The organism is Knoellia sp. S7-12, assembly GCF_040518285.1.
GTDB lineage: Bacteria > Actinomycetota > Actinomycetes > Actinomycetales > Dermatophilaceae > Knoellia.
The window spans coordinates 684,615-708,851 of sequence record NZ_CP155449.1; the positions used below are offsets into that span (position 1 = coordinate 684,615).

General features: G+C 69.1%; 21 protein-coding genes. 20 read left to right on the plus strand and 1 reads right to left on the minus strand.

The window, feature by feature from the left end:
• The first annotated feature begins 31 nt into the window (after positions 1-31).
• The 13 genes from V6K52_RS03325 (at position 32) to V6K52_RS03385 (ending at position 15,248) form a co-directional block, all read left to right on the plus strand.
• Complete coding sequence (locus tag V6K52_RS03325) at positions 32-718, plus strand: SAF domain-containing protein (RefSeq protein WP_353952484.1); 687 nt, start codon at positions 32-34, stop codon at positions 716-718.
• A 45-nt stretch (positions 719-763) separates the two neighbouring features.
• Positions 764-1,513 (plus strand): hypothetical protein, encoded by a 750-nt coding sequence (locus V6K52_RS03330; protein ID WP_353952485.1) that lies wholly within the window; start codon positions 764-766, stop codon positions 1,511-1,513.
• Between the two features lie 98 nt (positions 1,514-1,611).
• Positions 1,612-3,024, plus strand: a complete 1,413-nt coding sequence (locus V6K52_RS03335) for an ATPase, T2SS/T4P/T4SS family (protein ID WP_353952486.1) — start codon at positions 1,612-1,614, stop codon at positions 3,022-3,024.
• On the plus strand, positions 3,021-3,887 hold the full coding sequence (locus V6K52_RS03340; protein WP_353952487.1) for a type II secretion system F family protein: 867 nt from the start codon (positions 3,021-3,023) through the stop codon (positions 3,885-3,887). Before V6K52_RS03335 ends, V6K52_RS03340 begins: the two co-directional genes overlap by 4 nt.
• Positions 3,887-4,795: a type II secretion system F family protein gene (locus tag V6K52_RS03345; protein ID WP_353952488.1), complete on the plus strand. Its 909-nt coding sequence runs from the start codon at positions 3,887-3,889 to the stop codon at positions 4,793-4,795. The genes V6K52_RS03340 and V6K52_RS03345 overlap by 1 nt, the downstream gene beginning before the upstream one ends.
• Before the next feature lie 98 nt (positions 4,796-4,893).
• A complete protein-coding gene (locus V6K52_RS03350) occupies positions 4,894-5,082 on the plus strand; it encodes a hypothetical protein (RefSeq protein WP_353952489.1) in 189 nt (62 codons plus the stop codon).
• Between the two features lie 11 nt (positions 5,083-5,093).
• Positions 5,094-5,516, plus strand: coding sequence for a TadE family protein (locus V6K52_RS03355; RefSeq protein WP_353952490.1), 423 nt, complete (start codon positions 5,094-5,096; stop codon positions 5,514-5,516).
• Positions 5,513-5,935, plus strand: a complete 423-nt coding sequence (locus V6K52_RS03360; protein ID WP_353952491.1) for a TadE family protein — start codon at positions 5,513-5,515, stop codon at positions 5,933-5,935. Before V6K52_RS03355 ends, V6K52_RS03360 begins: the two co-directional genes overlap by 4 nt.
• A gap of 1 nt (position 5,936) precedes the next feature.
• The gene (locus tag V6K52_RS03365; protein WP_353952492.1) at positions 5,937-6,374 is read left to right on the plus strand and encodes a pilus assembly protein TadG-related protein; all 438 of its coding nucleotides are present in this window, start codon (positions 5,937-5,939) and stop codon (positions 6,372-6,374) included.
• Positions 6,371-9,586, plus strand: coding sequence for a LysM peptidoglycan-binding domain-containing protein (locus V6K52_RS03370; protein ID WP_353952493.1), 3,216 nt, complete (start codon positions 6,371-6,373; stop codon positions 9,584-9,586). Before V6K52_RS03365 ends, V6K52_RS03370 begins: the two co-directional genes overlap by 4 nt.
• A gap of 221 nt (positions 9,587-9,807) precedes the next feature.
• A complete protein-coding gene (locus tag V6K52_RS03375) occupies positions 9,808-12,183 on the plus strand; it encodes a hypothetical protein (protein ID WP_353952494.1) in 2,376 nt (791 codons plus the stop codon).
• 315 nt (positions 12,184-12,498) lie between these two features.
• On the plus strand, positions 12,499-13,935 hold the full coding sequence (locus tag V6K52_RS03380; protein ID WP_353952495.1) for a hypothetical protein: 1,437 nt from the start codon (positions 12,499-12,501) through the stop codon (positions 13,933-13,935).
• A gap of 830 nt (positions 13,936-14,765) precedes the next feature.
• Positions 14,766-15,248 (plus strand): hypothetical protein, encoded by a 483-nt coding sequence (locus V6K52_RS03385; RefSeq protein WP_353952496.1) that lies wholly within the window; start codon positions 14,766-14,768, stop codon positions 15,246-15,248.
• A 159-nt stretch (positions 15,249-15,407) separates the two neighbouring features.
• Here V6K52_RS03385 and V6K52_RS03390 read toward each other — a convergent pair whose 3' ends face one another.
• Complete coding sequence (locus tag V6K52_RS03390; protein WP_353952497.1) at positions 15,408-15,905, minus strand: toll/interleukin-1 receptor domain-containing protein; 498 nt, start codon at positions 15,903-15,905, stop codon at positions 15,408-15,410.
• A gap of 930 nt (positions 15,906-16,835) precedes the next feature.
• On the opposite strand from V6K52_RS03390, the gene V6K52_RS03395 reads away from it, so the two are divergent.
• From V6K52_RS03395 to V6K52_RS03425, 7 genes are all read left to right on the plus strand, one after another.
• Positions 16,836-17,630, plus strand: coding sequence for a hypothetical protein (locus V6K52_RS03395; RefSeq protein WP_353952498.1), 795 nt, complete (start codon positions 16,836-16,838; stop codon positions 17,628-17,630).
• A 189-nt stretch (positions 17,631-17,819) separates the two neighbouring features.
• Positions 17,820-18,602, plus strand: coding sequence for a hypothetical protein (locus V6K52_RS03400; RefSeq protein ID WP_353952499.1), 783 nt, complete (start codon positions 17,820-17,822; stop codon positions 18,600-18,602).
• Position 18,603: 1 nt separating this feature from the next.
• Complete coding sequence (locus V6K52_RS03405; protein ID WP_353952500.1) at positions 18,604-18,912, plus strand: hypothetical protein; 309 nt, start codon at positions 18,604-18,606, stop codon at positions 18,910-18,912.
• On the plus strand, positions 18,912-19,736 hold the full coding sequence (locus V6K52_RS03410; RefSeq protein WP_353952501.1) for a hypothetical protein: 825 nt from the start codon (positions 18,912-18,914) through the stop codon (positions 19,734-19,736). Before V6K52_RS03405 ends, V6K52_RS03410 begins: the two co-directional genes overlap by 1 nt.
• Positions 19,733-21,196, plus strand: coding sequence for a hypothetical protein (locus V6K52_RS03415; RefSeq protein WP_353952502.1), 1,464 nt, complete (start codon positions 19,733-19,735; stop codon positions 21,194-21,196). The genes V6K52_RS03410 and V6K52_RS03415 overlap by 4 nt, the downstream gene beginning before the upstream one ends.
• An 18-nt stretch (positions 21,197-21,214) precedes the next feature.
• Positions 21,215-22,723 (plus strand): SCO6880 family protein, encoded by a 1,509-nt coding sequence (locus tag V6K52_RS03420; protein ID WP_353952503.1) that lies wholly within the window; start codon positions 21,215-21,217, stop codon positions 22,721-22,723.
• On the plus strand, positions 22,723-24,234 hold the full coding sequence (locus tag V6K52_RS03425; RefSeq protein WP_353952504.1) for an ATP-binding protein: 1,512 nt from the start codon (positions 22,723-22,725) through the stop codon (positions 24,232-24,234). Before V6K52_RS03420 ends, V6K52_RS03425 begins: the two co-directional genes overlap by 1 nt.
• Positions 24,235-24,237 lie beyond the last annotated feature (3 nt).

The window sequence follows — 24,237 nt, forward strand, 5'->3', positions numbered from 1 at the left end:
TTCACCGGCAATGGAGCAGAGGGGCTTTGGCATGAGCGTCGACACCGAGCGGTCCGTGGACCGACAGCAAAACCACAGCCGGGTGCCAGCTGGCGGGAAGGATCGCCTGGTCGCGCCACCGCCGAAGCTTCGGCGCCGTCCGCTCTTGGTGGCCGCGTCCATCGCGGCTGTGTGCGTGGGTGGACTGACGGGGGCGTTCGCGTGGACGGCTACGAGCGACACCCGCAGCGTGGTCGCGGTCCGTTCCGCAGTCGAGCGCGGCGCCGTCATCGCGCGCGAGGACCTGATGGCCGTGCAGGTCGGGCTAGACCCGGCCCTGGCCCCGGTCCCGGCCGCGCAGGTCGAGACGCTGGTGGGGCAACGGGCCGCGATGGACATGGCCGCTGGCACCCTGGTCACCCGGGATCAGGTCGCGGCGACGGTGCTGCCGCCTCGGGGATTCTCGGTTGTCGGGGTAGCTTTGCCGGCGTCGTTGCTTCCGGGGGAGCCGCTGGTCACGGGCGACCGGGTCCGCGTGATCGCCACCCCCGGCGCCGGGGGCGAGATCGTCGATGGACCGCCGGTGACGATCCCCGCGACCGTCGTCGGTCAGCATCCCGACCCTGACACGGGCGCGACGGTGGTCAGCGTCCAGGTGCCCGAGTCGCGGGCGGCGGAACTGGCGGCACGGGCAGCCACGGGCAACGTCGCGATCGTGCTGGACTCCCGGGAGCGGTGACCTGTGGCTCTGATCACGTTAATGTCGGCATCGGGTTCGCCGGGGGTGACCACCACCGCGATGGGCCTGGCATTGTGCTGGCCCCGGCCGGTGCTGCTGGTCGAGGCCGACCCCACCGGTGGCTCCGCCATCGCCGCAGGGTATCTGCGAGGCGGCGCGGCCCCGAGCGACTCGCTGATCGACCTGGCGCTCGCGCACCGCGACGGGCAGCTTGTCGAGGCGATCCCCACGGTGACCACGACCATTCCCGACACGACCGTCACCCTGCTAATGGGAACCCGCGCCCACGGACAAGCCCGGTCCCTGAACGGGTTGTGGGAACCACTGGCCGGCGCCTTGCGCGGCCTGGACGCCCTGGGGCAGGACGTCATCGTCGACGGCGGTCGGCTCGGGCTGCTCGGGTCACCGGAGCCGCTGATCCACGGCGCGGACCTGACACTGCTGGTCACGCGCTCCGACCTGGTCGCTCTGTCCGGGGCCAGATCTTGGGCGCAGACCTTGCGATCCCAGTTCGAGGAGCAGGGCGCACTGGACGCCATCGAGCTGCTGATGGTGGGGGAGGGCAGGCCGTACGGCACGCGAGAGGTCTCTGCGGTGCTGTCCCTGCCGGTGACCGCAGCACTGGCATGGGATCAGGCCGCCGCAGGTGTCTTCGCCCGTGGAGAAAGCGCACCCCGCACGTTCCAGGTTTCGGCGCTAGTGCGGAGCATGCGCTCCGCGACCACTGCCATCCAAACCCGGCTCGCCGCGAGCCGCGCCCAGCTCACCGCAGCCACACCGGGGGGCGGCTCATGAGCGGCAACCACACGCCTCCCCGCTCCGACCCGACTGCGCTGCCACTGTTCGAGCCACCACCGGCCGCACGACCCGGGAGGGTACGCGGCGGGTTCACGATGACCCCCACAACGGTCGACCGGCACGATCCGATCGTCGCGCCTCGGATGCTGCCCCGCCCGTATGCGGGCGACCTGGACTGGGGTTTGGTCGCCGCGTTCCGGCAACAGGCCTCGGACCGGCTCAGCGCCGCTCTGGGCGAGGACCGTGGCCACCTCACTGTCGCAGCGCAACGCGACCGAGGCCGCTCGATCATCGTCGAGCTGCTCGAAGGCGAGGCGGCCGAACGGATTGACGTGGGTGCCCCCACCTGGTCCCCGGCGGAGGAGGCCGCGATGGCCACCGCGGTCGACAACGCACTGTTCGGGCTGGGCCGTCTTCAGCCGTTGGTGGACGACGACACGGTGGAGAACATCATCATCACCGGCCACGACCAGGTCACCCTCGAGCTTGTTGACGGGCGAATGGTTCCCGGCCCGGCGGTGGCCGACTCCGACGCCGAACTCATCGACTTCCTCGTCTTCCTCGCCTCCCGAAGCGAGGTCAACGCCCGCCCGTTCTCCCAGGCGCAGCCTCGGCTGCACCTGCGCCTGGACGGCGGGGCCCGGCTCGCCGCTGCCGCGTGGGTGACCCCGCGCCCGTCGGTAGTGATCCGCCGGCACCGGCTCCGCCGGGTCACCTTGGGCGACCTCGTGCAGCGCGGGGCGATGTCCGAGCTGGCGGCGTCGTTCCTGTCCGCCGCGGTCCGCGCCCGGCGCAGCATCGTCGTCACCGGAGCGCAGGGCGCTGGCAAGACCACTCTGGTACGGGCCTTGTGTGCGGAGATTCCCAAGCATGAGGCGATCGGCACCTTCGAGACCGAATACGAGCTGCACCTGCACGAGCTCAGGGACCAGCACCCGATCGTGTTTGCGTGGGAGGCCCGCCCCGGCTCCGGTGAACGAGGCCCGGACGGTCGGCAGGCGGGCGAGTTCACCCTGTCCGAGGCCCTGTTCGACTCGTTCCGGTTCAACCTGTCCCGGCAGATCGTCGGGGAGGTCCGCGGACATGAGATCCTCGCGATGCTCAAGGCGATGGAGTCCGGAGCAGGGTCGATCTCCACCACGCACGCACCGTCCGCGGAGGGTGCGATCGGCAAGCTCGTTACCTGCGCGATGGAAGCCGGCCCGCACGTCACCCACGACTACGCGGTGCGCGCCATCGCGTCCGCGATCGACGTCGTGGTCCACGTGCACCTGGAGACCACCCCCATGGCGGATGGGACCCCGCAACGGCAACGGTGGGTCGCCGAGATCATCACCGTCACCGGCGGGGAGCGGGAGAAGGGGTACGCCGTTCAGCACGTGTTCCGCACCGCCCCCGGCGAACGCGAAGCCACCCCGCACGTCCTGGACGACGCATACCGGGACCTGGCCCGCTGGGGTTTCGACCTGGATGCGTTCTACGCCACCGCCCGGGGAGCCGCATCATGACCGCGTTCCTCCCAGCGCTGGCCGGCGCGCTAATCGTCGCCGGCATCATCGGCATGGCCGTCGGGCTGCACCCGGTCCCGCCCCGTGCAGCCGCGCCCACCACACCCATGCCAGGCGTCAAGCGGGTCACGTCCATGTCGCGGCGGACCCGGATGCTGCTGCTGGCCGGAACCGCCACCGGGCTTCTGGTGGCCGGGGCGACCGGATGGGTGGTCGCGGTCTTGGTCGTCCCGGCCGCGGCCGCCGGCCTCCCGGTGCTGCTGTCCGCGCCGCCGGCATCGGCCAAGATCGACCGGCTCGAGGCGATGGAGGAGTGGACCCGCTCCCTGTCCGGGGTCCTGACCGCCGGCGTCGGCCTCGAGCAGGCCCTCATCTCGACCCTGCGTTCCACACCGGACCCGATCCGTCCCGAGGTGACCAGGTTGGCGTCTCGGCTACGGGCCCGGTGGACCACCGAAGACGCCCTTCGGGCGTTCGCCGATGACCTCGACGACGCCACCGGCGACGTCGTCGCCGCCAACCTCATCCTCGGCGCCCGACGCCGCGGCGCAGGTTTAGCCAGTGTCCTGAACGCCCTGGCCGAGTCCGTCGCGGCCGACGTGCGGGCACGCCGCGAGATTGAGGCCGACCGCGCCAAACCGCGCGCCACCGCCCGCTGGGTCACCCTCATCACCGTCAGCGTCCTGGCTTTCCTCGCCCTGACGGGTGAGTACGTCGCCCCGTTCGGCACCCCGCTCGGGCAGGTACTGCTGGTGCTGCTGCTGTCGCTGTACGTGGCGACGTTGGTGTGGATGCGGCGCATGGCCACCGGCGCACCGCTGCCGCGGTTCGTTGGCGCGGCTGCTCGAGCGGCGGCTAGCTGATGGTCACCGGGCTGCAGCTCGCGATTGTCGCCGGGGCCCTGGTCGGTCTGGGCGGTGTCCTACTCGTCTGGCATCTCTTCCCGGCGCACCCGGACCTTCGTGACGCACTGGAGCGGCTCTCCCCGGATCAGGCCCGTCGCCGCACCCAGACCGTGGGTGCCGCGACCGACTCCACGCAGCGTCTGGGGTTGTGGGGCATGAAGGTCCTGCCCGCGACAGTGTGGGGTCGGGCCCCGGTTCGGGAGCTGGCGATCCTGCGCAAACCGGTGTCCCGGTTCTACGGGGAGAAGATCCTGTTCGCTCTGGTCGGGGTGGCGATCCCACCGTTGCTGAGCACGGTCTTCACGCTGGGCGGGGCCAACCTGCCGTTCGTCATCCCGGTCGTGGCCACGATCGGGTTCGCGGCGGCGATGTTCTTCCTGCCCGACTACAACGTGCGCGACGACGCCAAACGCGCCCGCGCCGATTTCTCCCGCGCGTTGGGCGCCTACATCGACCTCGTCGCCCTCGAACGCAACAACGGCGCCGGCCCCCGCCAGGCGATGGAGGCCGCGGCCGCGGTCGGCGACTCGTGGGTGTTCCGCCGCTTGACCGAGGAACTGGCCCGCACCCGCTGGTCCGGCCTGACCCCGTGGGAGGCGTTGCGTGCCCTCGGCGACGAGCTGGGCCTGCCCGAACTGGACGACCTCGCCGACATCATGCGCCTGTCCGGGGAGGAAGGCGCCCAGGTGTACGCCCAACTGCGGGCCCGCTCCGCCGGGATGCGCACCGCGATGCTCAACACGGAGAAGGCCAAGGCCAACGAGATCGGTGAACGCATGTCCATCCCGATGAGCCTGCTCGGCGTCATCTTCCTGGCCATCCTCGTCGCCCCCGCCCTGCTGCGCGTCATGGGCGGTGCCCCGTGATGCTCCCGCCCGCCCCAGACCCGCTACCCGAGAACACAGTCAAGACTCTGCGTCCACGCCGCCCGGCCGGGAGCAGCACAAAGAAAGGAACACCCGTCATGCACCACCTCGCCGCAGCCCTGCACACCCTCGGCATCCGCCTGCGCCACCGAGCATCGACTCGCCCCGAACGGGGGTCGGTGACCATGGAGCAGGTCCTGTGGGCCGTGGCCGTCATCGCCATCGTGGGGATCGTCGTTCTCGCGATCACGAGCTACGTCACCCGCGAAGCCGCAAAGATCAACTGAGTCTGATCCCCGTGACCCGTCCGCACCTGCTCTACCTGCCCGCGCGCCAGCGTGCGCGACGGGCGTGGTGGCGTGAGCGGGGGTCGGCATCGATCCAGATGGCGCTGATCATGCCGGCCCTGTTCTCGGTGATGTTTCTGGGGATGCAGGCCGCCCTGCACTACCACGCCCGCACCATTGCTATGGCCGCCGCACAAGAAGGGGCACGTGCCGCCGGCGCCGAGGACGGCACCACCAGCGCCGGGGTCGCCGCCGCGACGAGCTACGTCACCGACACCGGCGGCGACTCCCTCACCCGACCCACCGTCACCGGCACCCGCACTGCCACTACGGCGTCCGTAACTGTGCGCGGGGTCGCGCTCAGCGTCATCCCCGGGTGGCAGCCGACGATCACCCAGTCCGCCACCGTGCCCGTGGAGAGGATCACCGGATGAGGCGCCGCCCCGAAACCGGGTCCGCTGCGATCGAGACCGCGGTGGGTCTACCCGCGTTCATGCTCTTCGTCGCACTCGTCCTCCTTGGCGGGCGCCTGGCCATCGCCACACAGGCCGTACAGGCGTCCGCATCGGAGGCCGCCCGCGTCGCCTCCATCGCCCGCAGCCCCGGTGCCGCCAACGGCGACGCGACCACGGCCGCCGCCGCCAGCCTGGCCAACCAGAACGTGCGCTGTGTGCAGTCCACCGTCACCCTGAACACCACCGGTTTTAACGCCCCCGTCGGCGGCCCCGCGCAAACCACCGCCACCGTGCGGTGCGTCGTAAACCTCGCCGACCTGTCCCTGCCCGGCATACCCGGCACCAGGACCGTGACCGCCACCGCCAGCTCACCGATCGACACCTACCGGGAGCGCTGACATGACCGACCACCACCCCACGACACAGCAGCGGGAACGCGGCTCGGTGACCCTCTGGTTGGCCACCTGCGGGTTCGCCATGATCGTCGTCGTTGGGCTGGCAGTTGACCTCGGCGGTCAGGTCCAGGCCCAACAACGCGCCCGGAGTCTCGCGGCGCAGGCTGCCCGCACCGGTGGGCAGCAGCTGCAGCCCGGCCCCGCGATCCGCGGCGAGGCCGCCGCCGCAGACCGGACACGGGCAGTCCAAGCGGCTCGCGCCTACCTGGCCGCCACCGACGTGACCGGCACCGTCGAGGTTTCCGGCAGCGACACCATCACCGTGACCACGACCGACACCTACGCCACCACGTTCCTGGGAATCATCGGCCTCAACACCCTGACCGTCACCGGCAACGCTCAGGCCCGCATTACCCGATCCGTGGAAGGAGTCGAACAGTGACCGCCCGCCACCGCATCATCGGGCTGCTCGCCACCGCCGGCGTGCTGACGATCGTGGCCGGGATGCCCGCCGTCCTGCTCGCCATCGGCGCCACCCCGGCCCCCACCACCGTCCCCACCTGGGACGCGGTCGTCGACGCCCTCACCCGTCCCGACGACGGCACCCTCGCAGTGAAGGCGCTGAGCGTGCTCGCGTGGGGGACATGGCTGTTCCTGACCGGCACCATCCTCTTGGAGATCAGCGCACGTGTGCGCGGGCTGACCGCCCCCCCACTTCCGGGTCTGGCGCTGCCGCAGGCGGCCGCTCGTGGTCTGGTCAGTGCCGCTGTCCTGCTGTTCGTCGCCGGACCCTCCCTTACGACCGCACCGACCGCGGCCGCCGCCACCGCACCGGTGTCGCCCGCCGCGACGCAGGTCCACAAGGTCACTGCCGCAACCTCTCCGCCGGTTGCGCCCAAATCCGCGACTCGAGCGGACCCGACAAGACGGGAGCACACCGTCACCGGCGGGGAGTCGCTGTGGTCCATCGCGCAGGACCACCTCGGCGACGGAGCCCGCTACCCCGAGATCGCCGCCCTCAACAGACGCATTCTGGCCGGCCGGCCCGCCTTCCTCCTGCCCGGAACGGTGCTCGCCCTGCCCGCCCCCCACCGGCCGGATGCAGCCGCGGGGGAGGAGCGAACGTACATCGTGCGGAGGGGGGACACCCTCTCCGGTATCGCGCACGAGCAGCTAGGTGACGCCGGACGCTACCCCGAGATCTTTGACGCCTCGTGGCACATCACCCAGCCCGGTGGGAAACACCTGAGCGACCCCGACGTCATCGACATTGGGTGGACTATGGCTATCCCCGGGCAGCCCAGCGGTACGGCGACCGCGCCGACCACCCAGCCGCCCGGGACGGGGGCGGATCCCCTCCCGCCCCCGTCTCGGGTTCCCGACACCTGGCCCACGGCACAACCCGACTCTGGCGCCGCCCGCGCCGACGCACCTCCGACAACATCAATGCCACAGCGGCAGGCCGCACCCGAGCCCACGCCGAGGTCGAACCAGCCGAGTGTCTCCGAGGTGGAGACGAGTGAAGCGCCCGCGCCGTGGCTGCTCGCAGGCCTTGTTGGCGGCCCCGTCCTCGCCGGGTCCCTGTGGATCCTGTTGCGGCAACGCCGCGTGGCGCAACTGCGGCACCGCCGCCCCGGTCGCACCATCGCCACCCCACCCCTCTCCCTGGCGCCGGTGGAGAAGTCCTTGGCCACACTGGGCACCCAAACTGTCCCGACCGTCGAGTTCGTGGACGACGCGCTGCGCCGCCTCGCGTCCGCGAAGGCTCGCGACGGTCAACCCATGCCCAAGCTTGCCGCTGTCGAGCTCACCGCCACCGACGTCACCCTCCACCTCAGCTCTGCCGCCGCGCTGCCTTCACCGTGGGTGGACCTTGGCGACGGGCGACGCTGGGTTCTGCCCGCGAGCACCGACCCGCAGACCCTCGGTGAGCTCGTCCCGGACCAGCCCGCCCCGTACCCGCTGCTGGTCACCATCGGCACCACCGACACCGGCGACCCTTGGCTGCTCAACGGCGAGGACCACGTTCTCACCCTCACCGGTGATCCCACCTACGCCGCTGACCTCGCCCGGTACGTCGCCGCCGAGGTCGCCTGCAACCCCTGGTCAGCCGGAGCCAGAATCGACGGCGTCGGGGTCGCCGGCGACGTCGCACCGCTGAACCCCGACCGCGTCCGCCCCCACACCCCCAGTACCGACCCCGCCGCGGAAGTCCTCGCCGACGCCGTCAACACCATCGACCGCGCCGCAGACCACGACGATGACGCAACCACCGCCCGGGCCCACATCGCCGGCCCCGACGCCTGGCCCGCCCGGATGCTCGTCATCGACGAGGTTCACACCCACACAGCGTCCGCTCAGCAGCTCATTGAGCTGCTAAATTCCCACCCCGGCGCCACCGGGACCGGCGTCGTCATCAACGGAGCCCGGGCCCACACCCCGGGCCTGGTCGTCGAGCACACGGCCAGTGGCCGGGTCCGGCTGCCACACGCCGGGCTCGACCTCGTGGCCGTCGGCCTCACCACCGACGAAGCGCAAGGATGCGCCGCCCTGCTCGCTGCCACCCATCAGCTGGAGGATGTTCCCGTCCCCGTCGACGAAGACGCCAAAGACGGATGGCGCGCCTTCACCGACCAAGCGGGGGCGCTGCGTGACGAGCACACCCTGCCGCGAGCCACCCCCGCCACCGATGTGGGCGACCCGGTCGAGTCCGTCCTCCCTGCCCGTGACGAGGAGTACCTCCACTCCGCGGCCACCACCAGAGCAGACCTGGCCACCCTCGCTCCTCAGGTCACCCACGCCGTCCGCGACTCCGTGCGCGACGCCGACCCCACCCTCGACGGCGACGTCGCAGCTTGGTTCGCCGACGACTGCTCCCTGCCGCGGCTCACCCTGCTCGGACCCGTGAGAGCCCGCACCCGCGGCAAGGCCTTGGCCGAACGCAAGCCGTACATGACTGAAGTCCTGGCGTATATCGCCACTCGGCCCCACGGCGCCACCCCCGACGAGGTCGCCGACGTCATGGGCATCACCGTGAACAAGGCCCGCGAGTACGCACGCATCGTTCGCGACTGGCTCGGTGCCAACCCCCGCACCGGCGCGGCCCACTTGCCCGATGCGCGCCATTCCCCAGCTGCCCAGACCAGGGGCGTGGGCGTGTACCAGGTGCTCGACCTCCTCATCGACGCCGACCTGTTCCGCCGCCTGCGCGCCCGAGGCCAGACCCGCGGCCCAGACGGCATCCACGACCTCACCACAGCCCTACGTCTGGTCCAAGGACGACCCTTCGACCAGCTCCGGTACCCGGGCTGGGCATGGCTGCACGAAGGCGACCGCCTCGACCACCACCTCACTGCCGCCATCGTCGACGTGGCCCACACCGTTACCACCCACGCCCTGCACGCCAGCGACCTCGTGCTGGCCCGACTCGCCACCGAGACGGCCCTGCGTGCAGCTCCCGAAGAGGAGATCCCCCGCCTCGACCTCGCCCACATCGCCAAAGCCGAAGGACAGCACGCGGCAGCTGAGCACATCCTGCGCAAGGACGTCAGCAACCGCAGTCACGACGACGGGCCACCCCCGGACCTCTCCGACCGGTCTCAACAGATTCTTGAGTCACACGACTGGGCAAACAGCAAGCGCTCTGCCTCATGACCTCACGCACGTGCGGGCCAGTGGCGTTGGTGCGGCGAACCAAGTTCCGTGAGCACGTCAAGGCGCCCGGGGGGCCAGCGTCCTGCCGCCCATAGAGACACGGTGCCTGCGCCCCTGATCGCCGCGTGCAGCCCCGTGTGGAATCAAACTGCACCCATGGGTCAGCCGTCGAGATCGCCCATCCACGAGGTCGTGCTGCCGAACGTGCTTAGGATCGCTGCGTGGCTCGAGACATGGCTGAGGTGCGAGGACGGGCGATGGTGCGCCCGTTCCGGCTCGCGCAGCTAATCGACACGTCGGACCCACAAGCTGTCCGTGCTGCGTTCGTGTCCCTGACGCGGACTTGGGGCGGCATCTACATGCCGGTTCTGGAAGCAACTCTTTCTACGGTCCAACTTGAGCACCTTGGTCGCGCGCTTGACGTCGACGCCATGTACTCGGAGAACGCTGAGGGGGACCTCGCCGAGTGGCTCCGCTCCACTGGATGGGGGTGGAGCGGTAGAGGTCAATGGGGACCCTTTGCCCAACACCGAGGGTTTGGCCGCGGCCTATTGCCAGCGAACTCGGTCGGCTTGATGCGTGACCGCTTGTTCGTTCCGGAGTGGGACCGTGACGATGATCTTGACCTCTTTTACACCGCCGTCTTTGGTGACATTCAGGGTCTGGGACCTGGGGACGACCCTGACCACCAGATGGCAGGTATTCTCCCCAATTCGGAGCCCATAAAACTGCCTCTGTTGACTACGAGGCCGGCGACCACCTGGGAATCAATCGGCGCAGTGCAGGGAACTGCTGTGGGAATCTCAGTCGCGGACCGCCGATACCTAGATGGACTGACTGGCATCGTTGTGGCACGTGCTGGACACCCCGAAGACCTTGTACGGTTCTGGAACTTGCGCTCCTATGGCCGACCCATTCTGTGCCTGCCGAATGACGGACCCAAGGACCTTCTCGACTTCCTGACCCGCGGCTCCATTCAGGGAGTGACGCTCATGCTGGGCGGGGGTCCAGAGCCCCGGAAGGAAGAGTGCCTGATGGTGTGGGGCCTCGAGCACTCGACCGGGCCAACGCGAGCCGCCATCGATTCAATGGCGGAGAGGCTGTGCCTTACGCCTCGCGAAGGCCTCGACAGGATGGAAGGCGTCGGGCACCCAGGGTTAGAGACGCGCTTTGAGTCGTCCTTCCGCACGGAGTTCAGGCCGACCGCGCCGATCGCCATGGTGCGCGTCCCGACCGTGCCACTGGATCCGAGCGCGAAGCTCATGCCGGGTGTTGTGGCGGTGCAGATGACCATCAACAACGCGCATGGGTTGGACCCGCGCTCGACGGCGCAGTATCCGCCGTACCGCCGACATGGGAAGGTCTTGCAGAGGCTCATCGGCACGGTCGATGTTGATCACGTGCGCATTAATGCCGAGGGTGACGGCGTGGTCGTCGGGCACCAGGCATCCCGGGATGAGGCCCCACTCGGATTCCCACCACACCTCGACGGCATCCACGCGTTGTTCGATGACATAAGCCTGAAGGTCGCACAGTCGGACGACGGGAAGTTCCAAACGCGTGCGGCTGAAGTCCTCGGTGGGCCATTCGCCTCGCTAGCCATCCAGCCCGGGGTTCGCGCGGTGATCGACAAGGCGGCCGGCACTCCGGCCGGCCTGACCCTTGCGCAACTTCAGGCGAGCGTGCGCAGCAACCGAGGCGTGTGGCCGGACGCATTGTTCTCGAATCAAACCCCCCAGGAGTACTGCACTAGCGTGACCAACGAGCTCCTCTTCAGCGGACTGTTTGTCCCGATGCTTGATGTGCACTGTAGTAACTGCCGCGTCGAGAGCCAGGTGTCGCCACGTGACCTCGACGCGACCATCAGGTGCGAGTTTTGTGGCGAGGATTTCAAGCTCGCGCTCTCCCTTTCGCTGTCGCGCAACAAGTCGAAGTGGCGCTATCGGCTGGCGTCCCATCTGAGCCCCGAAAAGGTAAAGGCACTACTCCCGGCCCTAGCGACCATGTCGCTTCTGGGCCAGCTGTCCTCAACAAATGGGCACCCGAGCCTCCACGCCTTTGGCGTAACCTTCACGCCAGCCGGCCGAGATCCGATCGAGGCCGACATCGTGGCCTACCTCGATCGGCCTAGCTGGGTCACCGTGCTGGGCGAGGTGAAGAACAGCAACTGGATCGACGCGAATGACATCCGCAATCTGGAGGAGCTTCAGCGTCGCCTTGACGACAAGCACGTCCGGAGCCTCCTGTTGTTCACCACCCTTAAGGACGAGTTCGGACAAACCGAGGTGAGGGCGCTCCGCGACTACGTCGAGAGGTGCACAGAAACCACTACCGCCCACAACACCGCGGTGCCCAGGTTCCCGCTGCTGCTAACGGCGAAGGATCTCTCCCTTCCTTGGGCCCATGACGACCATCCGTGGCGCTGGGGAGACAACAAAGGCCATATCGAAGGCATCTTCGGAACGGCCGTCGAGAGTTGCAGACGGAACCTTGGCCTCGACAGTTTCAGATTCCCCACTGAGGGTGAGAAGGGCACCGCGGAAATCCATTGGGATGACCGCCCCACCACCGCAAGACGACTCCGCAAGTCTCGTTAGGGGGCCGATTCGCCGAGCACCGACGTCCGCCTCCCGGGGCGGAGTGGGTGGCTTGCTGGGCACTCGGCAAGGGCGGGTTGCGGAGTCTCCGCCGACCCCGAATATGCGTCTTCCGCCGCGTACAGGGTGGCGAGGTGATGCTGCTACCTCAGAAACTCGAAACCGGGGCTACTTCAACGCATCAGCATGCACACGGCGCGGCGTGTCGTCGTCGCTCGGGGTGCGTCACAACGCCGCATGAGGAACAAGCGCTGGTGGACGAGTGGATCACCGATATCCGCGAGATGCCGATCGAGATCGCGCACGGTCGGTACGGTGCCTGAAACCACATTCGTGAACCGGGGGCAGAACATGGCCGAACAGTCGTGGCACGAAGCACGCCTAATTCCAACGTCCGGCATCAGCGGGGCTGATGAGCAGGAGCGGCGGGCAACGTCGGCGCTGCTTGCCGTCTTGGGCGCCGTGCGAGAGTTCAACCGCTCACTGCTCAAACCGCTTGGTGCGCCTTCCGGGACGGTCGAGTGCTATATCGAGGTGCCCTTCATGCTGGGCGAGAAGAAGGTTTTCCCCGACGGACTCATCCGTGTCTCGCGAGGTGCCAAGTCGTGGACCGCGTTGGTCGAGGTCAAGACAGGAAGCAACGAGCTTGCGACCGAGCAACTCGAGAACTACCTGGATGTTGCCCGCGAGCAGGGCTTCGACGCGCTCCTGACGATCAGCAACGAGATCCCCGCCATCGCCGGTCAGCACCCGACCAAGGTCGACAAGCGCAAGCTCCGTAAGGTCGAAATCCACCACCTCTCGTGGTCCCAAGTCCTGGCAGAGGCGGTGATGCAGAAGGAGTTCCGCGGCGTAGCTGACCCCGACCAGGCATGGATTCTTGGCGAACTCATCCGCTACCTCGAGCACACCCGCAGCGGAGCGCTGGAGTTCGATGACATGGGCGAGTCGTGGACCGGGGTTCGTGACTCCGTCGCGGCAGGCACCCTGCGGGCGACCGACAAGGGGATCCCGACCGTGGTCTCCAGTTTTGACGCGCTCTTGCGCTTCACCAGCCTCAGCTTGGGGCGCCGCCTCGGAACCGAGGTCGTACCGGTCCTGTCCCGCAAAGAACTGGCCGATCCGACCCTTCGCGCGTCCGCACTGACCCAGCAGCTTGCCTCCACCGGTCAGCTCTCCGGCACGATCCGCATCCCAGACACTGCCGGGCACCTCGTGATCACTGCCGATCTTCGGGCCGGGCAGGTCACCTGCCATGTCGATATCGACGCCCCACGTGAGGGCCGGCCGACCACACGGGTCAACTGGCTGATCCGTCAGCTCAAGAACGCCCCGGACACCACCCGGGTGGAGTGCATGACCGCGCACTCGCGCGGCTCGTCCAGCGCTGAACTCCTGAGGACCGTTCGCGAGAACCCGGCATCGCTCGTCAGCGAGCCCGCCCGCGAGATCCGCTCATTCCGCATCGCTCGCAGCACCGCCCTGGGAACCAAGCGCGGCCGCGGTCGCGGGGCGTTCATCGACTCCATCCTCGCCGCAGTGGACTCGTTCTATGCCGAAGTCCTCGGTGACCTCAAGACCTGGGCCGCAGCCCCGCCCAAACTCCGACCGGAGGTCCCAGCCACTCCTGAGGAGCGGGAACCCACACACCCGGCCAGCCTCGCCTCCACGGACTACTCCTCGCAGGACGGCCCGGACCAAATTGAAGCCGTCGCGGCGGCAGGGACCGAGCCCACCGAAGAGGCGCACTGACGCTCCAGTTCGCCAACAACGCGGGATGAGAGCACTATTCGACGTGCGTCCTTTCGCCGCGAGGGGCGCTGCCCATTTCTTCTCACTTGCCGTGAAGTGCACCCGCTCCCGGAGTTGCCTCGTGGGGCGACTAACTCACCGGCATCTCGTCGGGCCTTTCAAACGGGGCGTGGCGTAAGGGCTGAGTCTGCGAGACCCTGTTGCGAAGAAGCAGTTAGCTCAGTCGAGCGAGGGCGGTGAGGCAGTGTGTGAGCCGCCGTCCTTCGGTGAGCCGGATCCACCTGCAGCGGAGGGGCCTCCTGGCGCATTCCTTCCGTTCGGCATCGCTGACGACTCTGCGCGCATCATCTAGACCTCGAGTCGTAGGTGACGACGTCCCGGTCGTTGAGCTGGGTCAGAACGTCGAGCAGGTAGTGGTCTGAACCGCCCATGACAGGTTGCAAGCACAACTCGAGAGCTTCCAGAGGGGCTTGGCGCGCATGTACGGGCGGTTCCCCTATGCCGAAGGCACCGGACCTGTCACGATGCAGGTTCGTCTCAACGTTGGGGGATTGTTCATGCGTGCCCTACTCGTTCCGGCACTTGTCGTCGTCTTCGCAATAGCCGGTTGTGGCGAGGAGCCAGACGCGCCATCCAGCGCGGCCAGCGGCAGCCCCGTCGCGTCCGCCATCCGGTCAACCACGCCACCCCCGACCGCTACACCCGCGTCCACGCCAACGCCGGCAGCGACCCCTACGCCAACTTCCAGGTTCGTTTTCGTCTGCAGCAACAGTGATCTCGTCGAAGTCCGAACGGCAGACATACGGCAGGCTTGGCAGCCTGACACGTACATGTGCGAGGTCGAGTCGGCGAACCCAGTGGCTCCGCTGCATCCGATCGAGAGCAAGGCCATCGCGCTGTACCGGACCCACGTTTCCGAAGAGACAGAGCAGGCTGCGCTGGAGATCCTGCTCGATATATGCGCCAGTGAGGCGGACTTCGCGGAAGGAGAGGTAGTTCCGTGGTCCAACAGCGTTCTGGCGGGTGCTGCGCTCGTGTGCCCCCAAGCTCAGCACGCGAAGTTGATGCAGTCGCGCGCTGAAGGGACCACGATCGATGACGGTACGTATGTCGTCGGGGACGAGATGAAGCCCGGCACCTACCGCACCGCCAAGGGCATACGCGATTGCTACTGGGAACGCACAAGCGGTACCGGCCGCACGCTCGATAACGACTTCGTGCAGTTCGCGCCCCAGGGTGTGTCAGTGCGTATTCGCGCCGATGACGGGGGCTTCGTCAGCAGGGGTTGTGGCACCTGGACGCGCGCGAACTAGGCACAAGCCCGGCAGGCAGCCAACGCGCCGATGCCCGCCCGGTAGTCCATGTCATCGAGCAGAGCCGTCAGGCGGACAGCCGGCTCCGAGCGACGTAACGGTCTGATCTAGTCGCGGGGTAGCGACCTGCGGGCTGGTTTGGCTGGCGCCTCAGCGCCGTCAGGCTGCGGGAAGCGCGGCAGCCGCAGCGGCGATCTTGGCGGCGACGGCGTCAAGCGACGATTCCGTCGTGCTCAGCCCGGCGTGCGACGCGAGCATGGGACTGACGTCGTAGAGTTCGTCGAAGGTCACTCCGTGGGTCACTGGCACGACGCGACTGCTGTTGAGCAGGACGGCGAGTTCCTTCTCGGCGATGCCCTCGTTCTTTATGCTCTCGAGCAGGCTGGGCGTAACCAGAACGATCCCGATGCGGGAGTTGCGCAGGCCCTTGTCGATCTCGCGGGTCATAAGCGAACCGAGGGGGATATCTTCCTCGCTGAACCACACCGTGGCGCCGTTTGTCTTCAGGTAGCCGTAGAGCTCTTTCGCGCTGCTCTCCCGGTCGCCCCACGCGTGGCAGAGGAAGAGGTCTCGTTTATCCGGGTGTGCTTTCGCCTGCTCAGCAGCCTTCTCGGCATAGGGCTCGACGGCACGCCACTCGGTCGGGGTATACGGCACCGACCGCCCGGACCTGGTGCGACGCGAACCCCCGCTGCTGCCACCGGACGAGCCGTACGTCGACCGACCTCCGCCGCTGCTGTAAGAGGGCGCCGACGAATACGAGGACCTGTATGACGACCTCCCCCAACTGCTGCAAGCTGGGCAGTTCGCAGCCCCGCTCGCGGTGCGGTGGCCTCTGGACGGTGCTGTGCATTGCGCCATAGGTTCATGGTAGGCGACACCTCCGACACCCCGTCTTTGCTGAACTGCATTGCCGCCTAAGCCTTTCCGTGACGGAACTCCACCGCGTCGCCGTCGTGCATCACGTAGTTCTGCCCTACATGCGCACCTTGTCCTTACTGAGGCGATACGGTCAGGATGCCGCCGTGGGGAGGCCTTGGGTGGTACAGCGACTCAGCGGTTACGGTTGCGTGATGGCCTACCCTGGGCGCCCCGTTCTCGAGCCGCTGCCTCAGTTCCGGGGTACGAATACGGTTCGGCAGACCCCTGTGCAACGACGCCGTCTGGTCGAGTTCGTGAGCCGTGAGTACGCGGCCGGACGGTCGTTGAGGCAGATCGCGGAGCTGACCGATCGGACGCAGTCTGCGGTTCGGCGCGCTTTGGACCAGGCCGGTGTGCCGCGTCGTGGGGTTGGCGCCCCTCCCCTTTCCGTGCGCTCAGCGGGTGTACGCACGGACTGAGTAACGCAAAGGCGTCGCCCGGCGCCAAGCACTGCGCGCCGTTTAGGCAGAACTGCAGGTGTTGATAACAGCGGCCGAGAGTACGTCTGCGAGCGTTTCGATCAAGTTCTTCAGGGACGTGGGCTGACCTGCATGTATGCGAAGGTCCCCAGCCCCGAATCCGTCATTACCGCGACGTCCCGGGATGAATCCGGGGACGTTGAAGCGCCACCTTCGCGTCGTGACCCCACGACGGAAGGACTTGGAGATGAGCGTCGCGACACAGCTTGAACTGGATGACCCCGGCAGAGGTCTGCTCGCAGAGGCCCACCACTCGTGGGCCAGCTGGGTCGATCGGCAGGAGGCATTGGGCGTTGTTGCCCAGTTGGGTGACTTGCCGGCCTGGTTGAGCACGCACCCGCAGGAGTGTGATGCCGTCCTCGGCGCTTTGTCGGGCCTGGCGGCACAGCACGACGGCGACGACGTCCCGGCTGCGGCGGCGTTGGCGTGGCTGCTTATCCCGGGCGCGAGCCTGCTCGCGAACCGGCTGGCCACACTTTCGCCGGCCATCGACCAGTTGGTGGCCGCGCAACTGTGGATCGAGGTTCGCACTTTCAGGTCGGGTCGGGGGCGGCGTGTTGCGGCGAGCATCCTGCGCAACACCAGGAAAGGGGTGTTGCGTGACCTTGGCGTGGGGGAGCACGCCGAGATGGTTTGGAGGCGACGTCTGGTCCTGGAACCGGACGACCTGCTGTGGCAACGGACGCAGCCGCTGACCGCTGGGGAGGAGGACGGTGCGGGGGAGTTGACTGAGCTGCTCGAGGCAGCCCGCGCGCAGAGCGTGATCAGTGACCAAGACCTCCACCTGCTCTTGGGTCTGGCGCAGGCCGCCGATGCCGCAGCCCAGACGCACTGGGGTCGAGGCTGTGCGGGGTTGATGACGCCGGTGGCCTCCATGGAGGTGGCGCAGCGCTGGGGGGTCTCCGCACGCACGGTGCGTCGCCGGGCGCGGCGCAGTCTCGACGCGCTGAGCCGGTATGCCGTTACGCAGATGCCGGCCTGAGGTGACCACAACGGCGATCGCGTCGGCCTTCGGGCGTGGAGGTGAAGTCATGCGGAGAATCAGGCACGGCTTGGTGACACGCATCCTGGCCGTGCTGGCGACCGCCGGGTTCGGGGACGATCGCGCGGCGGGTAGAACGCTGGCCCGCCCCGGACCCGTCTGGTCCACGCGGGGGCTGTCGTGACTACGGTGACGCGGCCGGTCGGCGTCGACGAGCTGCTGCGTGCCCACCGGTCCCTGATGGTCGGCGACTTCCGCCGCCACCCACCTCGACCCCGTCGTCCCGCTCTTTGGGACCCGGCCGAGCGGGTTCTGCCGGTGGTGGGCGCCGCCGGCGGAACTGGTGCGTCGACTTTCGCTCTGGCGTTGGCCACCGCGGCTGGCGGCCGGGTCGTCGAGTGCGCCACCATGACCGCCTCCGGGCTGGTGGCCGCGCCGACCGCCGAACTCGGCCGGCGCGACAGCGGCTGGCTGCGCGGCACCCGCGGGACGGTGGTGATTGAACGGCCGACAGAAATCCTGACCGCGTTGGTAGACCTGCAGGCGCCACCGACGCCGGAAGTTATTCCGCCAATGACCGTCGTTGATGTGGCGTGGGAGCTTGGCCAGGTCCTGGCCACCGAGTCCTGGGTTGCGGACGTGCTTCGCCAGTCATCGCTGGTGGTGGTGACCGCGACCGCGACGATTCCCGGTTTGAGGCGGCTTGAGGCTGCGTTGGGCATGCTCGCGCCAACCCCGTGCGTGGCTGCGGTGCTGGGGCCGCGACGCAAGAAGTGGGCCCGCGCTGTGGCGCACAGCGTCGGCGCGCGGACCACCGCACTGATCCGCTCGGAGCGCCTCGTCGAACTCCCCATCGATGCACGGCTCTCCGCCCGCGGGTTGGACTCGGCGCCGCTTCCGGATGCGTTGCTGCACGCCGCCACCTACCTGCTCCACCTCACCCAAGACGTCCCACCCGGAAGAAGCCCCTGACATGACCACCGCTTTGGAGTCCAGCACCGGCGTGGTTGCCGCGGTGACCACCCGGGTCTGCCCGGTCGCCCCACCAGGAGCGCAGCAGTACGCCGACCAGCTCATGGGCTACCTGCTGTGGGGGGTGGGGCTGCTGTTCATCCTCGGCGTCGTCGTCGGCATCGCGGCCATCGTCGGCGGCCGGGTCTTCGCCATGCCGCACGCCTCCAAGGCAGGTGTCGTCGGCGTCGTGCTGGTGTTCGTCGCAATCATCGCCTACCTCGTCCTTCCGGGGATCGTGCGAGCGATGACCGGGTCCGGGTGCGTCTGATGACCACGACGCCCGGTGATGCGAGCGGGGCGTGGGACCGGCGACGCCTCATCGTCACACTCGCGGGGGTGCTGTCCGCCGTCGTGCTGCTGATGGTCGGGCTGGTCTACGCGCTGGTGTGGGGGATCGGCTCTGCAACAGCGGGCGACGACCGACCCGCCACCGGACCGGTGCGGGTGGGCGGTGACACCGCAGAGCAGCGGCGGGATGCGATCGCGGCTGCCCCGATGGCGGCCGTCGCTGGGTCCGCGGCGATGTCTGGCACCCCTGCCCTCGGGGCCAGTGCGAGCATCACCGTCCCGGCTGCCACCACGGTGGGCCCGGTGGAGGTGCCGAGCGGGTTCCCCCGGACCCCGCAGGGTGCGGTCGGGCAGCTCGCCGCGATCGACACGACCGTCCTGACCGGGATGTCGATCCCGCACACCCGAGCCGTCCACGAGGCGTGGGCGCTGCCCGGTGCCCCACCTGTGGCGCAGTGGGTGATTTCCAGCAACGTGCAGGCGTTCCTTGCCGCAAGCGGATCCCCGAGCTTGGACGCGGCCAGTGTGGTGACTGCCACCCCCGTCGCCGCACAGGTCAAAGGCGTCGACGGGGACGACTGGACCTTGGCGTGCGTGCTGCTGGACATCCGAGCGACGATCACCGCTTCCGCGCGGATCGGGTACGGACACTGCGAACGGATGCAGTGGAGCGGCAGTGAGCAGGGCGGGCGCTGGATGATCGGGCCCGGGGCGCAGCCAGCCCGGGCCCCGTCGACCTGGCCCGGCTCCCAGGCCGCGGTCGACGCGGGTTGGGCGACCTGGGAGGAGGCAGGTCAATCATGATCGGGCTGCGGGTAGAGGAGTGGTCGGACTACGTCAACCCGTTCAGCTACCTCGCCGGTGCCGCGGGCAAGGTCGCCGGCGACGCGTGGACGGTGGCGATGCTGTCCTTCTGGTCCGCAGGGGTGTGGCTGCTGCGGTTCGTCTTTGAGCTGGTGGACGCGTTCCTGACCCCGGACTTGTCCGAGAGCGGACCCGGCGCGAGCGTGTACCGGTTCACGTTCTGGGTCGCCGCCACTTTGGTGCTGTTCATGGCGATGGTCCAGTTCGGGGTCGCCGCCTTCCGCCGCGACGGGCAGTCCCTGGCTCGGGTCGCGGTCGGCACCGCTCAGTTCCTCATGGTCTGGGTGGCGTGGCTGACCTACGCCGCAGTCCTGCTGGCGTCGTGTGGGGGACTGACCCGGGCGGTCATGAAGGCCACCATGGGGGTGGACGCCTGGTCGCAGTGGCAGCCCTGGGAGGCGTTCAGCACCCAGGACGTCACGGACGCCGCGGTCGCCACCGTGCTGGGGATCATGGGCCTGTTCCTGGTGCTGGCTGCGATCGGACACCTGCTCGTCATGCTCGCCCGAGCCGGCGCACTGCTCGTGTTGGCGGCGACCACCCCGATCGCCGCGGCCGGGCTGGTGTCCGACGCGGGCCGGTCCTGGTTCTGGAAGTCGCTGCGCTGGTTCCACGCCGCCGCGTTCACCCCCGTGCTGATGGCGTTGGTTATGGGGGTGGGGATCCAGCTGACCACCGGTGTCGTCACCAGCCATGGTGACTCCGTCGCCACTGCGGTCGGGACCGCGGTGCCTGGGGTGATGCTCATCCTGATCGGCTGCATGGCCCCGCTGGCCCTGTTCAAGATGCTCGCGTTCGTCGACCCCGGCACCAGCTCCGGGGCCGCGATGCGCACCGGGATGGCCGCGCAGGGCGGGCTGCAAGGCCTCCTGCCCGGCGGTAGCGGAGCCGAGGGTGCGACGTCGGGGGCGGCGTCGAGCACCGACGTCAACGGCCGCTCCGCCGGGGAGGACGCCAGTGCGGACGCCACCACCTCCCGCTTCGCCAGCTCCGCCGGCGGGCTCCTGGGCGCGCTGGGCCCGGTCGGGCAGGCCGCCGCCACCGGGATGGGCTTCGCCGGGTCGTTCGGGGTACGCGCGGCCGCGGTCGGCGCGGACCTGTCCAACCAGATGGGTGTCGGCCACGGCAACTATGTCCCCGACTTCTCCGCCGACCGCCGCGGTAGTGGGCGGGACTCGGCCAGTCGCGGTGAGCTCGACCCCCCCGACACCACCCCAGACGCGTCGCCAGGCTCGGGTGCGGGTTCGCCTGGCAGCGCCGCGGCCCCCGGTGGGCCGTCGACTGTCCCGCCCGCCCCCGCCGGAGCCAGCGGTGCCGGTGCTGCGGGTAGCGCCACCGCCGCGGGTGGCGCGGGTGGCGCGGGTGGCGCGGCCGCTGCTGTCCCAATCGTCCCCGTCTGATGCCTGAGGAGCCCGGTCATGGCTGTCATCTACTCCGACTACTCGCGCGCCCGGATCGGGCATTTCTTCGGCCTGTCCGGGTGGCAGCTGGCGGTGGTGGCCCTGTCCCTGATGCCTGTGTTTGTCTGCGTAAACGCCGCCGCGTGGGTGCCCGCCGCCGGGTTCGTCCTCGCTTGGGCCTTGGTCGTGGTTGTCACGGTGACCCCGGTGCGGGGCCGCTCCGCGACGAACTGGGCCGCCACCAGCGTCGCGTTCGCGGTCGGCGCCCTGGCCGGGTGGACACGTTTCCGCTCCCGCGCGGCCGTTGGCGCCGCCGCAGACCTGGGCGTGCCGGACCTGCCCGGGGTGCTGGCCGGGGTGGAGATCCACGACGGACCCCCGCAGGGCCCGGCCGGGACCCGGGTCGCGGTCGTGCAGAACCACACCACCCGAACTTGGGCCGTCGCCGCAGCGGTGGTGCATCCGGGGATCGGGATGAGCGAGGCCGACGAACGCGCCCAGTTCGGCACCGGGCTGTCCGAGCTGCTCGACCTCGCCTCCCGCGCCGAGCTCGTCGAAGAGATCCTGCTGCTGGTGCGCACGGTGCCCGAGGACGGCGCCGAACGCGACCAGTGGATCACCCGGCACCGAAGCCCCGCCGGCCCGACCGTGGCCCGGGTCGTCAACGACGAGCTGCAGGCCGCGTTGACCGGGGGTTGCGTGCGCACCGAGGCGTTCCTCACCCTCGTGGTACCCGAGGCCCGCCTCGGAAAGGCCGCGAAGGAGGCCGGTGGCGGGTTTGAGGGACGGGCCCGGGTCCTGTACTCGCTGATGGGCGAGTGCGACGCTCAGCTACGCGGGGCGGTCGGGATGACCGGTGTGGAGTGGCTGACCTCCCCCCAGCTGGCGGCCGCGTGCCGCACCGGGTTCGCCCCCGGCGACCGGGCCGGGATCATCGACGCCCTGACCGCCCACACCAGCGACCCCGCGGTGAACGCCGACGTGCCGTGGGCGATGGCCGGGCCCTCCGGAGCAGACCCCGCCGCCAGGCACTACAGCCACGACGCGTGGAACTCAATCTCGGCCACCATCAAGCTTCCGGTCAAGGGCGCGGCCATGGGTGCACTGGCGCCAATCCTCACCCCGACCGAACCGGGGGAGCGGCGCTCCGTGCTCGTCGCGTTCCCGATCATCAGCGCCTCCGCGGCGGACCGACAGTCCGCGAGCAGTGAGTGGGCCGCCGACATGGGCGAAGGGCTACGCACCAAGGCCAAGGTCAAACCGCGCACTAGGGCGGTCGACGACGCCGCGAAGGTCCGCGGCCTGGACCGCAAGCTCGCGCGCGGCTCCTCCCTGACCCGCCCCTACGCCGTGGCCACCGTCACCGTCCCCAAGACCGTGCGAGCCGCAGAGTTCGGGCGGCGCTTGGACGCCTCGGTCCGCAAGGCCGGGTTCGCCCCCCTGCGCCTGGACCTCAGCCAGGACGCCGCGTTCGCCGCATCCACGATCCCGCTCGGGATCAGCCTCACCCGCACCGGAGACACCTGATGCGCCGCACCACTACAGGGCGTGACGTCACCCGCCTGCTCGCCGACTTCGGCCACGACCTCCCCGCAGCCCCGAGCGTGTCACCGTCTGTCCGGGAGCCGCGGCTGTTCCGCAACGCCTCCCGCCGCGGCCCCCGCCACCGCGGGAGCGGCTGGGCGGCCTCGACACGGGCACCGGTCTCGGTGTGGCGGATGACGTCGGACCAAGCACCGGTGCTGTGGCCGTTCATCGCCGCCACCGGCCTGCCACCCACCGGAGCCCAGATGGGCATCGACGTGCTGTCCGGGGGGTCGTTCTACCTCGACCCGTTCGGTTGGGTCCTGCGCGATGACGTCCCTATTACCAACCCCAACGTCATCTGCTTCGGCAAACCCGGTCGCGGCAAGTCCGCCACCACCAAGGCGTTCATCCTGCGAATGATGGACTTCGGGTACCGCACCCTGATCCTGGGGGATCCCAAGGACGAGTACGAACCCCTCTGCTCCGTGTTGGGGGTGGAGCCGTTTCGGATCGGGCCCGGGCTGCCCGCGCGGATCAACCCGCTGGCCTTCGGTCCCCTGGCCCAGGGGTGGGCGGACCTGAACGCGGGCGAGGCACAGTCCCGCGCGGCGATCGTGTTCGGGCGGTGGCTGACCCTGCTGCGCGGGCTGGTCGGCTCACAACGCGTCGGAGACACCCCGGTCCCGTTCGGTCCCGTGGAGGAGAACGTCGTCAAAGCCGGCCTGCGGCAGCTCACCGGGTACACCCACGGCAACACCCACCTGGCGGAGACCACCATCCCCGAACTGTGGCACCTGCTCAACGCCCCCACCCCTGAGCTGGTCGATCAGTGCCGGTACGCCTCCACTCGGCACTTCCTCGACGAGACCCGACTGCTGCGGGACGCCTTGGGCCAACTCACCTCCGGGGCCCTGGCCGGGATCTTCGACGACCACACCAGCATCACCGTGGACTGGGCCGCGCCGATCCAGTCGCTAAGCCTGTCCCGGCTCGAACTCCTGGGGGAGGAGGCCGTCGGCATCGCCCTGACCTGCCTGTCCTCCTGGGGTCGCGGGATGCGCGAACTCGCCGACCCCGGCGACCTGCGGATCATGGTCCGCGACGAGGTGTGGAAGCAGATGCGCCTCGGGGCGGAAGCGGTGAAGTCCTTCGACGGGGACCTGCGCCTGTCCCGCTCCCACGGCGACGTGCAGTGGGCCAACGCCCACAAACCCTCCGACCTGCTCTCCGTAGGCGACGCCAGCTCCCAAGCCGTGGCCATCGCCAAGGACCTGCTCCACCTGGCCGACATCAAGATCCTCCACGGCCAAGACCTCGGCGTCGCCCGAGACCTCGAACAGGTCATGGGGCTGGGCCCTATCGCCCGCGACGTCATCACCACCTGGGCCATGCACGGCAAAGGACGAGCCCTGTGGTGCGTCGGCGAACAGCAGTACAAGGTCCAGACCGTGCTGCACCCCACCGAGGCCGCCCTGACGTTCACCAATGACGCCATCGCCGGCGCGGGTTGAACC

What these genes read in the sequence shown, in the direction of transcription:
- V6K52_RS03325 (WP_353952484.1), top strand. Translation starts at nt 32, where the DNA reads ATGAGCGTCGACACCGAGCGGTCCGTGGACCGACAGCAAAACCACAGC.
- V6K52_RS03335 (WP_353952486.1), top strand. Translation starts at nt 1,612, where the DNA reads ATGACCCCCACAACGGTCGACCGGCACGATCCGATCGTCGCGCCTCGG.
- V6K52_RS03340 (WP_353952487.1), top strand. Translation starts at nt 3,021, where the DNA reads ATGACCGCGTTCCTCCCAGCGCTGGCCGGCGCGCTAATCGTCGCCGGC.
- V6K52_RS03345 (WP_353952488.1), top strand. Translation starts at nt 3,887, where the DNA reads ATGGTCACCGGGCTGCAGCTCGCGATTGTCGCCGGGGCCCTGGTCGGT.
- V6K52_RS03350 (WP_353952489.1), top strand. Translation starts at nt 4,894, where the DNA reads ATGCACCACCTCGCCGCAGCCCTGCACACCCTCGGCATCCGCCTGCGC.
- V6K52_RS03360 (WP_353952491.1), top strand. Translation starts at nt 5,513, where the DNA reads ATGAGGCGCCGCCCCGAAACCGGGTCCGCTGCGATCGAGACCGCGGTG.
- V6K52_RS03365 (WP_353952492.1), top strand. Translation starts at nt 5,937, where the DNA reads ATGACCGACCACCACCCCACGACACAGCAGCGGGAACGCGGCTCGGTG.
- V6K52_RS03385 (WP_353952496.1), top strand. Translation starts at nt 14,766, where the DNA reads ATGTGCGAGGTCGAGTCGGCGAACCCAGTGGCTCCGCTGCATCCGATC.
- V6K52_RS03395 (WP_353952498.1), top strand. Translation starts at nt 16,836, where the DNA reads ATGAGCGTCGCGACACAGCTTGAACTGGATGACCCCGGCAGAGGTCTG.
- V6K52_RS03405 (WP_353952500.1), top strand. Translation starts at nt 18,604, where the DNA reads ATGACCACCGCTTTGGAGTCCAGCACCGGCGTGGTTGCCGCGGTGACC.
- V6K52_RS03410 (WP_353952501.1), top strand. Translation starts at nt 18,912, where the DNA reads ATGACCACGACGCCCGGTGATGCGAGCGGGGCGTGGGACCGGCGACGC.
- V6K52_RS03415 (WP_353952502.1), top strand. Translation starts at nt 19,733, where the DNA reads ATGATCGGGCTGCGGGTAGAGGAGTGGTCGGACTACGTCAACCCGTTC.
- V6K52_RS03420 (WP_353952503.1), top strand. Translation starts at nt 21,215, where the DNA reads ATGGCTGTCATCTACTCCGACTACTCGCGCGCCCGGATCGGGCATTTC.
- V6K52_RS03425 (WP_353952504.1), top strand. Translation starts at nt 22,723, where the DNA reads ATGCGCCGCACCACTACAGGGCGTGACGTCACCCGCCTGCTCGCCGAC.